Annotated in this window: 16 protein-coding genes; 6 read left to right on the plus strand and 10 right to left on the minus strand. The window is 62.8% G+C overall.

Annotated features, from left to right (window positions below; all coding sequences use genetic code 11):
• Positions 1 to 18: 18 nt before the first annotated feature.
• Entirely contained in the window at positions 19 to 1,515 is a 1,497-nt protein-coding gene (gene glpK / locus ACS5Q0_RS06005; RefSeq protein ID WP_473125701.1) for a glycerol kinase GlpK, read from the plus strand.
• Between the two features lie 47 nt (positions 1,516 to 1,562).
• Here glpK and ACS5Q0_RS06010 read toward each other — a convergent pair whose 3' ends face one another.
• The gene (locus ACS5Q0_RS06010; protein ID WP_473125702.1) at positions 1,563 to 1,985 is read right to left on the minus strand and encodes an HIT family protein; all 423 of its coding nucleotides are present in this window, start codon (positions 1,983 to 1,985) and stop codon (positions 1,563 to 1,565) included.
• Positions 1,986 to 2,550: 565 nt separating this feature from the next.
• Between ACS5Q0_RS06010 and ACS5Q0_RS06015 the strand changes: the two genes are divergently transcribed.
• Entirely contained in the window at positions 2,551 to 2,745 is a 195-nt protein-coding gene (locus ACS5Q0_RS06015; RefSeq protein ID WP_370438402.1) for a con-10 family general stress protein, read from the plus strand.
• Positions 2,746 to 2,819: 74 nt separating this feature from the next.
• On the opposite strand, the gene ACS5Q0_RS06020 is transcribed toward ACS5Q0_RS06015, so the two are convergent.
• The 5 genes from ACS5Q0_RS06020 to ACS5Q0_RS06040 all read right to left on the minus strand — a co-directional run bounded on the left by ACS5Q0_RS06020 (position 2,820) and on the right by ACS5Q0_RS06040 (position 6,535).
• Positions 2,820 to 3,371 carry a hypothetical protein gene (locus ACS5Q0_RS06020; protein ID WP_473125703.1) on the minus strand — a complete coding sequence of 184 codons (552 nt, stop codon included), beginning with the start codon at positions 3,369 to 3,371 and terminating at the stop codon, positions 2,820 to 2,822.
• A gap of 30 nt (positions 3,372 to 3,401) precedes the next feature.
• Positions 3,402 to 3,638 carry a hypothetical protein gene (locus ACS5Q0_RS06025; RefSeq protein ID WP_473125704.1) on the minus strand — a complete coding sequence of 79 codons (237 nt, stop codon included), beginning with the start codon at positions 3,636 to 3,638 and terminating at the stop codon, positions 3,402 to 3,404.
• A 286-nt stretch (positions 3,639 to 3,924) separates the two neighbouring features.
• Complete coding sequence (locus ACS5Q0_RS06030) at positions 3,925 to 4,668, minus strand: PRC-barrel domain-containing protein (RefSeq protein ID WP_473125705.1); 744 nt, start codon at positions 4,666 to 4,668, stop codon at positions 3,925 to 3,927.
• Positions 4,669 to 4,921: 253 nt separating this feature from the next.
• Entirely contained in the window at positions 4,922 to 5,437 is a 516-nt protein-coding gene (locus ACS5Q0_RS06035) for a hypothetical protein (RefSeq protein WP_473125706.1), read from the minus strand.
• Positions 5,438 to 5,728: 291 nt separating this feature from the next.
• Complete coding sequence (locus ACS5Q0_RS06040; RefSeq protein ID WP_091129387.1) at positions 5,729 to 6,535, minus strand: response regulator; 807 nt, start codon at positions 6,533 to 6,535, stop codon at positions 5,729 to 5,731.
• A gap of 183 nt (positions 6,536 to 6,718) precedes the next feature.
• Here ACS5Q0_RS06040 and ACS5Q0_RS06045 point away from each other — a divergent pair, with 183 nt between their 5' ends.
• The gene (locus tag ACS5Q0_RS06045; protein ID WP_473125707.1) at positions 6,719 to 6,928 is read left to right on the plus strand and encodes a NepR family anti-sigma factor; all 210 of its coding nucleotides are present in this window, start codon (positions 6,719 to 6,721) and stop codon (positions 6,926 to 6,928) included.
• Between the two features lie 2 nt (positions 6,929 to 6,930).
• Entirely contained in the window at positions 6,931 to 7,470 is a 540-nt protein-coding gene (locus ACS5Q0_RS06050) for a sigma-70 family RNA polymerase sigma factor (RefSeq protein WP_473125708.1), read from the plus strand.
• A gap of 96 nt (positions 7,471 to 7,566) precedes the next feature.
• Here the strand turns inward: ACS5Q0_RS06050 and ACS5Q0_RS06055 are convergent, their stop codons facing one another.
• On the minus strand, positions 7,567 to 7,740 hold the full coding sequence (locus ACS5Q0_RS06055; RefSeq protein WP_009494036.1) for a DUF1328 domain-containing protein: 174 nt from the start codon (positions 7,738 to 7,740) through the stop codon (positions 7,567 to 7,569).
• Between the two features lie 199 nt (positions 7,741 to 7,939).
• On the opposite strand from ACS5Q0_RS06055, the gene ACS5Q0_RS06060 reads away from it, so the two are divergent.
• Entirely contained in the window at positions 7,940 to 8,146 is a 207-nt protein-coding gene (locus ACS5Q0_RS06060) for a hypothetical protein (protein ID WP_473125709.1), read from the plus strand.
• A gap of 57 nt (positions 8,147 to 8,203) precedes the next feature.
• Here the strand turns inward: ACS5Q0_RS06060 and ACS5Q0_RS06065 are convergent, their stop codons facing one another.
• Together ACS5Q0_RS06065 and ACS5Q0_RS06070 are read right to left on the minus strand one after the other, a co-directional pair.
• Entirely contained in the window at positions 8,204 to 9,064 is an 861-nt protein-coding gene (locus tag ACS5Q0_RS06065; protein WP_473125710.1) for an SDR family oxidoreductase, read from the minus strand.
• Positions 9,065 to 9,180: 116 nt separating this feature from the next.
• Positions 9,181 to 10,509, minus strand: a complete 1,329-nt coding sequence (locus ACS5Q0_RS06070; protein ID WP_473125711.1) for a solute carrier family 23 protein — start codon at positions 10,507 to 10,509, stop codon at positions 9,181 to 9,183.
• Between the two features lie 166 nt (positions 10,510 to 10,675).
• Here ACS5Q0_RS06070 and ACS5Q0_RS06075 point away from each other — a divergent pair, with 166 nt between their 5' ends.
• Positions 10,676 to 11,695 (plus strand): alpha/beta hydrolase, encoded by a 1,020-nt coding sequence (locus ACS5Q0_RS06075; protein WP_473125712.1) that lies wholly within the window; start codon positions 10,676 to 10,678, stop codon positions 11,693 to 11,695.
• Between the two features lie 22 nt (positions 11,696 to 11,717).
• Here the strand turns inward: ACS5Q0_RS06075 and ACS5Q0_RS06080 are convergent, their stop codons facing one another.
• Positions 11,718 to 12,665: an NAD(P)/FAD-dependent oxidoreductase gene (locus tag ACS5Q0_RS06080; RefSeq protein WP_473125713.1), complete on the minus strand. Its 948-nt coding sequence runs from the start codon at positions 12,663 to 12,665 to the stop codon at positions 11,718 to 11,720.
• Positions 12,666 to 12,735: the final 70 nt, after the last annotated feature.

Genomic DNA, 12,735 nt, shown 5'->3' on the forward strand with positions numbered 1-12,735 from the left:
GCACCGGAAGGCATGCCCATGGCTCAGTATATCGGCGCAATCGATCAGGGCACGACCAGCTCGCGCTTCATCGTCTTCGACACGGCGGGGACCATCGTGTCCGTCGGCCAGAAGGAGCACGAGCAGATCTATCCCAAGCCCGGCTACGTGGAGCACGATCCGCTCGAGATCTGGCGCAACACGCAAGACGTGATCCGGGAGGCGCTGGCCAGGAAAGGGCTGTCGCCCCGCGACCTCGCCGCCATCGGCATCACCAATCAGCGCGAGACCACGCTGATCTGGGACAGGCGAACGGGCAAGCCCCTGCACAACGCTCTCGTCTGGCAGGACACCCGGGTCGACCCGATCGTGGAGGACTTCGCGAAGGACGGCGGCCACGACCGCCTGCGCGCCAAGACCGGGCTGCCGCTCGCGAGCTATTTCTCGGGCCTGAAGCTGCGCTGGCTCCTCGACCATGTTCCCGGCGCGCGGGAGAAGGCTGAAGCCGGAGACGTGCTGTTCGGCAATATCGACACCTGGCTCGTCTGGAACCTGACGGGCGGCGTGAACGACGGCTGCCACATCACCGACGTGACTAATGCCAGCCGCACGCAGCTCATGAACCTGGAGAGCCTCGACTGGGACGAAGACATCCTGTCCCTGTTCGACATCCCCCGGGCCTGCCTGCCGACCATCAGGTCATCGAGCGAGGTCTACGGCGTCGCCAAGGACGACCTCGCGGGCGTCCCCATCGCAGGGATTCTCGGAGACCAGCAGGCGGCCCTCGTCGGCCAGGCCTGCTTCCAGCCGGGTGAGGCCAAGAACACCTACGGCACCGGCTGCTTCATGCTCATGAACACCGGCGAGACCCCCTACCCGTCGAAATGCGGCCTGCTGACGACGCTGGGCTACCAGTTCGGGACCGAGAAGCCGGTCTATGTGCTCGAAGGCTCGATCGCGATCGCCGGGGCCCTGGTGCAGTGGCTGCGCGACAATCTCGGGCTGATCCAGGCGAGCCACGAGATCGAGGCCCTGGCCGCCAGCGTGGAGGACAATGGCGGCGTCACAATCGTGCCGGCCTTCTCGGGCCTTTATGCCCCGCACTGGAACTCCCATGCCCGGGGCCTGTTCGGCGGCCTGACGCGCTACGCCACCAAGGCCCATATCGCCCGCGCCGCCCTCGAGGCAACCGCCTTCCAGACCCGCGAGGTGCTGGAAGCCATGACGAAGGATACCGGCATCGCGGTGAAAGAGCTGCGCACGGATGGCGGCATGGTGGTCAACGAACTGCTCATGCAGTTCCAGGCCGATATCCTCGACGTGCCGGTGGTGCGCCCGAAGGTCATCGAGACCACGGCGCTGGGCGCCGCCTACGCGGCGGGCCTCGCGGTCGGCTTCTGGGCCGGCAAGGACGACCTCGTTCGCAACTGGGCCATCGACAAGCGCTGGACGCCCGCCATGGAGGCCGACCGCCGCTCCCGCCTGAACGCGGAATGGGACAAGGCCGTCGCGCGTTCCCTCAACTGGGCGGAATAAGCATAGAAAGAAGGGCGAGCCCAACGCCCGCCCTTCCGATCTCTTCATCAGGCCTTCAAGGCTGCCCTGATCTTCTCGGCATGGGCGGCCAGCACGTCGTTGGCCTCCATCTGGCCCGTATGCGGCTTCAGCGGAACGCCCTCGAAGCGCGGAATGACATGCACGTGCAGGTGGAACACCACCTGCCCGCCGGCGCTTTCATTGAATTGCTGGATCGTCAGTCCATCGGCGGAAAAGGCATCCTTCGTCGCCCGTGCGACGACCTGGACGGCCTTGGAGAGTTCCGCGAAATCGTCGGGCTTCGCGTCGAGAATGTTGCGGGCCTTCGCCTTGGGAATGACGAGCACATGGCCCTCGCCACGCGGCATGATGTCCATGAAAGCCAGCACATGCTCGGTCTCGTAGACCTTGTGGCACGGCAGCTCGCCTTTCAGGATTTTCGCGAATACGTTCGTGTCGTCGTAGGTCATCCTGCCCTCTCATCACAGCTGTCTGGTGGGACTCATACACTGCCCGATCCACGCAATCACTCCCGTCGGACGGGTTGCGGGCCGGCCCGAACCTGAGACTTCACAGAAGAAAGCGCCGCAGCCGGGACCGTAGGTTTGAGTCAATCGCCTCCTGGGAGTGAAATCTTAGAGTCAAATCGGCCCGCACATAGTCGCCCGCGACCGTTCGCAGAATATTGCGGCTGCATCGGATCTGATCTCGCGGACCATTCGACAATGGAGGATCTTATGGGACGGCATTCTAGAGCCCTTAGAATCAAATACTAACGCGGTAATCGCGTTAACTTCTTAAATAGAATTGTTAATCTTCTATGCTTTTCCAACTTGTCGCACCCCCCACCTACAAAGGTACAAACAACAGAGTATTGCCATTATTTAAGCGTAGCAATCAAATCGGAAAACGTTCTTCATCTACTTTGCTTTTTTTCATAAAAATTTTTTGCAAAGGTTCCGGCTTTCCCTCCGGAACCATCGAATTAGCGAACGGTTGTTCAACCACGAACATCATTGGTCAAGGAGGCATAAGATGGCGCCAAGTGGTTCGACTTCGAAGCGCGGTTTCGCGTCCATGGATTCAGACCGGCAGCGTGAAATCGCAAGTAAAGGCGGAAAAAGCGTTCCCGCCGAGAAGCGTTCCTTCTCGCAGGACCGTGAGCTTGCTTCCGAGGCAGGCCGCAAGGGTGGCCAGGCTTCGGGCAATACCCGCGGTACGCAGGAATAGGAAAGGCAAGCCCGAACATGAAAAGGGGCCGCTGAGCGGCCCCTTTGTTTTTCGTCGCTCGGAAGCACGAAACATCAAAGGCCCAAATGCCGCTCCGGCTTGCCGAAGGTCTCGACGAGGATGTCCCGTCCCCTCGCCTCGACCCCGATCACGGCTCTGAATTCGCCCAAGCTCGGCATCGGGAAGACGATGGACCCCAGATCGATTTGCCGCGCGAGCTCTCCGGCCAAGGCAGACAGGAGGTCCAGGGGCGCGACCTTGAGAAAGGTCGACGCCTCGCGGGCGACTTCTTCGAAACCGGGCCGACGCGAGGCTCCGATCAGAGCCAGAAGGCCGTATTCATCACGACTGCCGGATCGCGAGTGGAGCGGGCGATGATCGAAGGCCCGCGCCCGCTGCCGGCTCAGCGCAAAAGCCAGCAACAGCGCATCCGAGACGATGCCCTTGGCGACACCCGGCCGCACATAGGCGGCGAGCGCTCGCTCGGGACCATCGAGAAGCGTGAGGTCGTATTGATCGTCCAAACTGTCGATGGATCGGAAGACGTCGATCACCGGCACTGCGGTGGGGTGAAAGAGAACGGCAACGGGATCGAGCCCGAACGGTTTCGCGTGTGTTTCATTCATTAAACAAACGAGCCTGAAGCAATGCGTTCTCTAGGGCCGGTGCTGAATGCCGGGAGCGATCCTCCGGGACCAGGCCGGCACGACCAGGTGCCGACGGAGCATGAGAGGGCACGTCACCTCGTCCTGCTGGCAATCCTGCACGATCCCGCTCAGCATCCAGGCGACGCTCGGCTTCTCACGGGGGGAGGAACTCGAAGCGAGCCGGGAGAACTCGTCGGGAAGCTCTTCCTGGCACAAAGCCGCATCCAGTTCGTTGGTCGCAGTCATCGGGGTCTCCGCATTCTCTCGGCGGGGCAACGTGCCCGAAACGGCCGGGTTCCTTGCATCCGAAACTTCCCATCCGAGCCACCGCGAGTTTTTTTGCGAAAAGCCCTGGAACCTTCCTCGGGGCGGAGCGTTGTCGAGGCAACCGGTTCGAATGCCCCCTCGAACTGGCACCTTTCAAGGCGCAGTCACCTCGGTGGCTGCGCCTTTTCTGTTTTGCCTCCGGGCCAAACGGAAAAGGCGCCCCGGAACGACCGGGGCGCCCTGAACCGGCCGGGGCCGGTCACCATCACTGCTGGGTCGTATTGCCGCCCGCGCCGGTCGAGCCGGTAGTCGAGCGGTTCGCGTCGTTGTCCGCGTTGGCCTTGAAGGCCGGAGCGGCCTGAAGTTCGGCCTTCGTCATGCGCAGGATCACGCGATCCGGCTCGTTCGACGAAGCCGCCTTGCCGCTCCCCGCCGTGGCGTTGTTCGTCGCCATGTTCGAGTTCGACGAGCCGCCCGCCGCAATGCCCGAGGCGGTCGAGCCGGTGGTCGACACGTTGCCGCCGGCGTTGTCCATGGCGTTCGCCTGCCGGCTGTCGGCGAATTCCAGGGAATTGAACGGGACGGCCACGTTCTTCTCGCCAATGCCGAGGAAGCCGCCGACGCCCACGACGACCGCCATCACCTGACCGCCGCGGTCCATGACCACATCATTGATGTCGCCGATCGACTCGTTGTTCGTGCTGACGACGCGGGTTCCGATCAGGTCGGACGCCATCACCTGGTTCGCGTCCATCCGGGTCATGAACTGTCCCTGCGAACCGCTCTGGTTCATCGCCGCCGACCCCGCGGACGACGGTGCCGCCGAAGGAGCGGTCGTGGACGAGGAGCCGGCTACGCCGGGCTGCATCGCCGGGGAGCCCGAGGTCGCCGAGCCGGAACCGGACGCGGTAGGACGATCGGTCGGAGCGGAGGGCGAGGTCTGGGCGAAGGCGGGCGCAGCCGCGAAAGCTGTCACGACAAGGCAAGCTGCCATATGCTTCTTCAGCATCGTGATGTTCTCCTGAATGTCCATTGAATCGCGATATGCGCCGAATGCGCAGAGGCAAAACGCCATGCCTCAGCAGCCGTTCCAAATATGCCGGTATTCAAAATCCTGTTATCGGACAATAATTTCCGGATTGGATCTTGAATACTTGATCATATCCAAATGACCGCCCGACATATCATGCGCCTCCGAAACTTTTGTTTTCATTCTTCATGAAAGGTGGCGTTCGAAGCGCGCTCATGAGGGGTGAGCGATTTCAGGACAGAGGCTGCTCCAGAGAGGCCAGACAGAGGCTCGGCATCCTGTTGGCGCTGGCCTTGGCGAGAGGGCTCACGTCGCCCATGCAGCCGACGGGCGTCTTCTGCTTCGGCTTCCGGGTCCCGTCGTTGCCTTCGCGCGCTACGGGCGGATTCTCGACGGACGGAGCCTGCAGCTCCTCCTTCATCGTCAGGGCGGGCAGATCCGTGTCCTTCGAGATGGTGGTGATGCCCGAGCGCGGATCCGATCGATAGAGAACCTCGCCGTTGTCGCCGCGGAGGATCACGGTGGCATGAGTGAGGCCGACGATTTCCACGATCGAGACATTGACCCCGCCGTCCGCGGGGCGGACCGTCGCCAGCCTGTCGCCCTTGGGGGCAGCCTGCTCCTCGAACAGCGCCGTCTTCAGCAAGGACGATCTGAGAACCCCGATTCCGGAATCCGCGAACGCGATGCCGCCGGCCAGCACGGCAGCGCCGGCCAGGACGCCTAATCTCGTAACGGTGAGGAGCATTCGTGTCTCCCTGCTGCTGAGCTCAACCATTCGAGAAAACAACGCGACCTTAACTTTGATGTTCCGGAACAACTTTGCGAGCACAATGCAAGAAAAAAGCTGGAACCTTTATTTTCCAAGGAGCGTTCTTAAAGCACCGGCCTCCTGGTCCTCCCCGCATTCCCCTTGTGCATTGGCCGGCACCTTTTAGACGGGCTTCGACGCCCGTCTTTTTTTGTCCCGATTACAGTATGACAAAAGAAAAGCCCGGCTTTGAAGCCGGGCCATTACTTGCAATCCCTGAGAGTGCGATCAGGCCGTCGCGGCGCGAGGCTCGCGGCGCCTGGCGCTCTGCTGGAAGAACAGGGCCTGGCTGATCACGGCCGACACATTGGCCGGCTGGAAGGGCTTGGCGATCAGGAAGGCCGGTTCGGGCCGCTCGCCGGTCAGGAATCGCTCCGGATAGGCGGTGATGAAGATCACCGGCACCTCGAACGATTTCAGAAGATCGTTGACCGCGTCGAGACCCGAGCTGCCGTCGGCGAGCTGGATATCGGCGAGGATCAGGCCCGGCTGCTTCGTGGAGGCGAGCTTGACCGCCTCGGTGCGGGTCCGTGCGACGCCCGTGACGTTGTGGCCCAGACCTTCCACGAGCGCTTCGAGGTCCATGGCGATCAGCGGCTCGTCCTCGATGATGAGAATGTCAGTCGCCATGTCGGCTGCCAGCTCGCGGCCGGCTTCGTCGACGAGTTCGCGGACCGTCTTCGTGTCCACATCGAGAATCTGGCCGACCTCTTCCTCTCCGAAGCCTTCGAGGCAGGACAGGAGGAACGCCTGACGAGGCAGAGGCGTGATCTGGCCCAGGCGGACTTCCGCCGGCAGATCGCGCTGGATCTGTTCGCTGCGGCCGTTCACCGACAGCGAGTTCCAGATTCGCGTGAAGACTTGAAAGAGCTCCACCTTGACGTTACCGGAGGGGCCGATGGTCTCGGGCTCGCTCACAAGCGTCTCAAGGGTCGCGGCCACATAGGCGTCGCCAGCCATCTGGCTGCCGGTGAGGGCGCGTGCATAACGGCGAAGATACGGTAAGTGCTGGACGACAAGCTGCGCTGTCGACATTCGCTTCCCCTTATATGTGCTTTTGACTCGTTGTACCGATGGCACTTCCAACGTGGCAAAGCTGGAAAAGTTCCATTTCTGGAACTGTATTCAACAACAGGCGTTATTGCTCGAAAATGAGTATAGAGCTACTGCCAAGGTTGGCCACCCCTGAATAAAATGCGGGATGGCAAGGGGAATCAGATGACAAGCGACAAGGGGAACAAGCTGGCTCGGGCGCTCCCGAGCACACCTCCGAGTGACAAGCTTGGGACCAATGCAAAACTGGACAGCAGCAGCCAGAAAAGAATCGGCGACCAATTGCGCGCCATGTACGACGAATTGATGCAACAGCCGGTCCCGGACCGGTTCAGGGACCTGCTCGATCAACTCGACAAGAAGAGGGAGGGATAGCAGTGTCCGCCGAGCCTGACCTACGAGAGGCTCTGCTCGCCGCTGTCCCCAGTCTGCGTGCTTTTGCCATCTCTCTTTCAGGTCAGGTCGACAGGGCGGACGACCTCGTTCAGGACACGCTGCTGCGGGCGCTCGCCAACCTTCACCGCTTCGAGCGGGGCACCAATCTGAATGCCTGGCTCTTCACCATTCTTCGCAATCTGTTTCATTCCGAATACCGCAAACGCCGGCGCGAGGTCGAAGACCCGGACGGCTCCTATGCCGGACGCCTGAAGATTCAGCCCGAGCAGGGATCGCATCTCGATTTCGAGGATTTCCGCACCGCTCTTGCCCAACTCCCCTCCGACCAGCGCGAAGCCCTGCTGCTCGTCGGGGCCTCGGGTTTTTCCTATGAGGAAGCCGCCAGCATCTGCGGGTGTGCCGTCGGCACCATCAAGAGCCGCGTGAATCGCGCCCGCCTGCGCCTCGCCGCGATTTTGAACGTGGACGATATGGACGACCTGGGCCCCGACAGCATGACCCGCGCGGCACTCCAGGGCTGACCGCAGACCAGCGTCATTCCAAGAAAAACGCCGCCCCGGAAGGCGGCGTTTTCCTCGATACGGAAAGTCTCGTCGCATGAAGCGCCGCGTGACGCCCTACATGGGGCTTCGTCCGCGCAGAAGACCGATGACAGCCGAAATAGCGAACAGCACGATCGCAACGAAGAAGATCAGCTTTGCGATTTCGACGGCGGTGCCGGCGATGCCGCCGAAACCGAACAGAGCCGCGACCAGCGCGATGATGAGAAAAGTGACAGCCCAACCGAGCATGGTGTTACCTCGCTAAATTTTAAGATCAGCTCTCAGCCGATGACCCTCAACCAACGCCAAGCGCAACCGTTAAGTTCCGCTGAAGAGAGAGCCGATGAGGATGTCGAGAAGCTCGGCATAAGTATTCTCCAGCCTTTCAACGATGATGGAACCGGGCTCCCTTCAGGCACGTTTTTCAGAAGACTTGGGAGATATGTCGATGACTCGTTCCGTTGCCCTTCGCGGTTGCATTCTTTTCATCGTTCTTACTTTGCTCGCGGGCGTCACGGGCCTTGCGTCGCAGGCTGAAATTGCAGAAGCGGCCTTCCTGATCGGAGCATCGCTGTCCGCCGTGCTTCTCTTCTTTGCTCTGACGGTGCAGCAGGCTCCCGCTCCGGTTCCCGTGCGTGTGCGCCGCCGCCGATGAGCGTGCGGCATCGATTTCGGCATGAAAAGGCGGCTCTCCGAGCCGCCTTTTTCGTGATCAGGACTCCGTGGGATCGCCGCCGTTGGGATGCAGGATCGAACCAGTGATGTAGGAGGCATCCTCGCAGGCGAGGAACAGGTACGAAGGCGCGACCTCGTTCGGCTGCCCCGGCCGTTTCAGCGGCGTATTGGCTCCGAAGCTCGTCACCTTCTCGACCGGGAAGGTGGAGGGGATCAGGGGCGTCCAGATGGGACCGGGCGCAACGCCGTTCACGCGGATGCCCTCTTCCGCGAGCTTTTGCGCGAGCGAGCGCGTGAAGGCGACGATGGCTCCCTTCGTGGCGCTGTAGTCCAGAAGCTCCGAGCTGCCGCGATAGGCCGTGACCGAGGCCGTGTTGATGATGGCCGCGCCCTTCTTCAGGTGCGGCATCGCCGCCTGGACCATATAGAAGTAGCCGAAGATGTTCGTCCGGAAGGTGCGGTCGATCTGCTCGGGACTGATCTCGGAGATCTCGGATTTGGGATGCTGCTCGGCCGCGTTGTTCACGAGCACGTCGAGCTTGCCGAAGCGCTGGATCGTCTGGTCCATTGCGGAGCGGCAGAAGCCCGGATCGCCCACATCGCCCGCGATGGTGAGACAGGTTCGCCCTTCTCGTTCCACGAGTTGCTTCGTGGCGCGCGCATCCTCGGTCTCGTTCAGGTAAACGATGGCGACGTCGGCCCCCTCCCGCGCGAAGAGAACGGCCACCGCGCGTCCGATGCCGCTGTCGCCGCCGGTGATCAGAGCCGTCTTGCCCTGGAGACGGCCGCTGCCCGGATAGCGCGGCTCGTAATCGGGCCTCGGATTCATTTCGGTCTCGTGACCGGGCTGCTGGTCCTGCACCTGCGGAGGAAGCGTCTGCTGTTGTCCGGAGCTCATGGCATCATCCCTGTTTGGAAAGAACGATGCGGGCCCTCGTCTGGTCATTGTCAAAAAAGGAGAAGCCCGCGTCGAGGCTCAACGCGGGCTCCTTCAGGCGTGTTCCTGTGCGCGAATTAAACGCGTGCCGTGTCGGCGGCGCGAGCCGGCATCATGTTCAGGAGGTGATAGAGGATGATCGCTCCGAAGGTCGCGGTGCCGATGCCGTCGAGCGTGAAGCCCCCGACATTCAGCTTGAAGTTGCCTGCGCCCAGGATCAGGGCGGTCGCGACGGTGATGAGATTGCGCGGGTTCGAGAAGTCGACCCGGTTCTCCACCCAGATGCGGCCGGCGGTCGCCGCGATCAGGCCGAACACGACGATCGAGAGACCGCCGAGGACCGGCCCCGGAATGGTCGCGATGAAGGCGCCGAACTTCGGCGACAAGCCGAGCAGCAGGGCGAAGCCCGCGGCGATGATGAAGACCAGGGTCGAGTAGATCCGGGTCACGGCCATCACGCCCATGTTCTCCGCATAGGTCGTCATGCCGGTGCCGCCCGCGGCGCCCGAGAGCATCGTGGCCAGACCGTCGCCCATGAAGGCGCGTCCGAGATAGGGATCGAGGCTGCGGCCCGTCATGGCGCCGATAGCCTTGATGTGACCGAGGTTCTCGGCCACGAGGATGACGGCGACGGGCGCGATCAGGCTCATGGCCCTCATGTCGAAGACGGGGCTCTGGAACGTGGGAAGGCCGAACCAGGCCGCCTGCCCGATCTTCGCGAAGTCGATGGGCGTTCCGTAGCCCAGCAGGTTCGCGAAGATGAAGTAGATCAGGTACCCGATGGCGCCGCCGAGGAGCACCGGCAGGCGCCGCGACATGCCCGGCGCATAGACGGCGACGAGCCCCACGGACAGGGCCGTGGCGAGCGCGATCCAGCGCGCGAAGTCCGAGCCGTTCGCATTGTCGGGCGTCACGCCCGACGCGCTGTTGATGGCGACGGGCGCCAGCACGAGGCCGATGGCGGCAACGATCGCGCCAGTGACGACCGGCGGCATGAGCCGCTCGATCCAGCGGTGCCCCGCGAGCTGCACGATCAGGCCGATGATGAAATAGACCGCGCCGGCCGCGATGATGCCGCCGAGCGCGAGCGGGAGGTTCGGGTTCGGGCTGCCGACGGTCGCGCCCGTGGCCACGAGAACGGGGCCGATGAAGGCGAAGCTCGAGCCGAGATAGCTCGGCACCCGGCCGCCGACCACGAAGAAGAAGATGAGAGTGGCGAGGCCGGAGAACAGGATGGAGACGTTCGGGTCGAAGCCCATCAGGATAGGAGCCAGCACCGTGGAGCCGAACATGGCGACCACGTGCTGAAGGCCTACGACGACCATCTGGCCCGTCGGCAGCCTCTCATCGGGCATGATGGCCCCTTCGGTTTTCAAGGTCCATTTAGGCAGGAAACGATCGGTCATATGTTATTCCCCCAGACAATGACGCTTGAGGCGGCACCCTAGTGCCAGGAAAGGAGAAAAGGCTAGCGGCCGAATAGACTTATTAACTGCTGCAAGAGCCCGATTCATGGACATGTGCCCGTTCAGGGGACACATCATGTCCGCTCATGAGCGATGAGGACCAAGGATGCGCAAGGATCATAACGTGCCGGAAGGCGTGGTGCACAGTCTCCGGATCGACAGCGAGTGCCTGAAGGGAAACCTTCTCGGCGATCCCGCCCGGAGGCGGATCGACGTCTATGTGCCGGCGGGCCATGACGGGCGGGGCCTGCCGCTCCTCGTCGATCTCGTGGGCTATACGGCCGGCGGACCCGTGCACACCAACTGGAAGAATTACGGCGAGAACGTTCCGGAGCGGCTCGACCGCCTGATCGGCACGGGTGCGATGCCCCCCGTCGCCGTGGCCTTTCCCGACTGCTTCACGCGCCTGGGCGGCAATCAATACGTCGACAGCGCCGCGATGGGACCGTGGGAGACCTTTCTCATCCGCGAGATGCTGCCCTTCGTGGAGGAGCGTTTCGGCTGCGGCGGCGACGGACGCCGGGGCGTGTTCGGCAAGAGCTCGGGCGGGTACGGCTCGCTCATCCACGCCCTGCGCCACGGCGGCTCGGTCTGGGCGGCGGCGGCCTCTCACTCGGGTGATGTGGGTTTCGAATATCTCTATCATCTCGGCGAGTTCGCGGGCGCGTTGCGTCACCTTGCGGGACACGGCATGTCCATTGAAACCTTCCTGAACAAGTTCGCACAGGGACCGAAGGCCAAGGACCAGGACTGGCACGTGCTGATGATCCTCGCCCAGGCTGCGAGCTTCGATCCCGACCCGACCCAGTTCTGCGGCATCCGGCTGCCCGTCGATCTCCAGACCTGCGAGGTCATCGAGGAACGCTGGGCCAACTGGCTGCGCTGGGATCCTCTGCGCATGGCCGACGACAAGGCCTGCCAGGAGAACCTGCGCAAGTTGAAAGCCTTCTACATCGATTGCGGGGACGCGGATCAGTACAACATGGTCTATGGATCACGCCAATTGCACCGCAAGCTCGAGGCGGCGGGCATCGCCCATGTGTACGAGGAGTTTCCCGACAACCATTCCTCCGTGGATTACCGCATGGACGTGAGCCTTCCTCTTCTCGTGAAGGCTCTCGCCTGAGAGGGGTCTTGCCTGTCAGGCTTTACGCGCCTCCCGGCTCATCCTCGGTCGGGAGATCGCAATGGTTGTGGATATGCGTGGCGGCATGGGCGGCATGGCTCATGCCCACCACGATCTGATCGAGGCCGCGGACGATGTCGCCCGCCGCATAGAGGCCCTTGATGCTCGTCTGGCAGTGCTCGTCGACGAGCAGGCTGCCCGACTTGTCGTGCTCGGCCCCGAGGGAGATCGCGAGATCCGACCGGTATTTGAGGCCTAGCGCGGAATAGAGCACGTCGAAGCGGTGCTCCTTCCCGCCGACATGGAGCGCGGAGATGCAGTCTTTCTCCATGTCGAGGGATTCCACGGGATCCTCGACGACCTTGATGCCGTGCTCGTCGAGACGCCCCCGCTGGTCGGGCGTGAGTTCAAGCGTCTGCCCCAACGTCAGCAGGGTAACGTCGCGGGAATAGGTGCGGGCGATGAAGACGGCCTCGCCCAGCCCATGGGAGCCATACGCGATCACCGCGATCTTGCGGTCCCGGGACTCGTAGCCGTCGCAGATGGGGCAGTAGCGCACCAATCCGCGCTGCACGGCGTTGGGCACGTCCGGAAGGTCGGGCTCGATATCCACGGCGCCCGTGGCGAGAACCACGCGTTTGGCCGAGATCTGGCCGGTGCCGCCATCGTCATCCTCGATGAGGGCGATGAAGCAGTCCGGCTGCTGGCGCAGGCCGGTCACCCGGCCGCCGCGGATGCATTGACCGTATTGATCGAGATTGGCCCGCGCGCGGGCGAGGAGCTCGTTGCCCGAGATGCCGTCCGCGAACATGGGAATGTTGTGGCTGGTTGGAATCCAGGCTGCCCGGGGCCTGCCGCTGTCGATGATCAGGAAGCGGCGCTTGAACCGCGCAAGATAGAGCCCGGTGGTCAGCCCTGCCGGGCCGCCGCCCACGATCAGACAATCGAGAATATCTCCGCTGGCCGCCATACAGCCGCAATTCCTTCTTCGGTTCCCAGAGGAAACACAACTCGCCAGGGCGGCAAAAGATCGCCACGAA

The sequence above is a fragment of the Microvirga sp. HS2 genome (assembly GCF_055792805.1).

Excerpts from the sequence above, each read along its gene's own strand:
- ACS5Q0_RS06070 (WP_473125711.1), bottom strand. The coding sequence starts at position 10,509 with ATGACCGATCGTTTCCTGCCTAAATGGACCTTGAAAACCGAAGGGGCC.
- ACS5Q0_RS06065 (WP_473125710.1), bottom strand. The coding sequence starts at position 9,064 with ATGAGCTCCGGACAACAGCAGACGCTTCCTCCGCAGGTGCAGGACCAG.
- ACS5Q0_RS06020 (WP_473125703.1), bottom strand. The coding sequence starts at position 3,371 with ATGAATGAAACACACGCGAAACCGTTCGGGCTCGATCCCGTTGCCGTT.
- ACS5Q0_RS06040 (WP_091129387.1), bottom strand. The coding sequence starts at position 6,535 with ATGTCGACAGCGCAGCTTGTCGTCCAGCACTTACCGTATCTTCGCCGT.
- ACS5Q0_RS06035 (WP_473125706.1), bottom strand. The coding sequence starts at position 5,437 with ATGCTCCTCACCGTTACGAGATTAGGCGTCCTGGCCGGCGCTGCCGTG.
- ACS5Q0_RS06060 (WP_473125709.1), top strand. The coding sequence starts at position 7,940 with ATGACTCGTTCCGTTGCCCTTCGCGGTTGCATTCTTTTCATCGTTCTT.
- glpK (WP_473125701.1), top strand. The coding sequence starts at position 19 with ATGGCTCAGTATATCGGCGCAATCGATCAGGGCACGACCAGCTCGCGC.
- ACS5Q0_RS06010 (WP_473125702.1), bottom strand. The coding sequence starts at position 1,985 with ATGACCTACGACGACACGAACGTATTCGCGAAAATCCTGAAAGGCGAG.
- ACS5Q0_RS06030 (WP_473125705.1), bottom strand. The coding sequence starts at position 4,668 with ATGCTGAAGAAGCATATGGCAGCTTGCCTTGTCGTGACAGCTTTCGCG.
- ACS5Q0_RS06025 (WP_473125704.1), bottom strand. The coding sequence starts at position 3,638 with ATGACTGCGACCAACGAACTGGATGCGGCTTTGTGCCAGGAAGAGCTT.
- ACS5Q0_RS06080 (WP_473125713.1), bottom strand. The coding sequence starts at position 12,665 with ATGGCGGCCAGCGGAGATATTCTCGATTGTCTGATCGTGGGCGGCGGC.
- ACS5Q0_RS06055 (WP_009494036.1), bottom strand. The coding sequence starts at position 7,740 with ATGCTCGGTTGGGCTGTCACTTTTCTCATCATCGCGCTGGTCGCGGCT.
- ACS5Q0_RS06075 (WP_473125712.1), top strand. The coding sequence starts at position 10,676 with ATGCGCAAGGATCATAACGTGCCGGAAGGCGTGGTGCACAGTCTCCGG.
- ACS5Q0_RS06015 (WP_370438402.1), top strand. The coding sequence starts at position 2,551 with ATGGCGCCAAGTGGTTCGACTTCGAAGCGCGGTTTCGCGTCCATGGAT.
- ACS5Q0_RS06045 (WP_473125707.1), top strand. The coding sequence starts at position 6,719 with ATGACAAGCGACAAGGGGAACAAGCTGGCTCGGGCGCTCCCGAGCACA.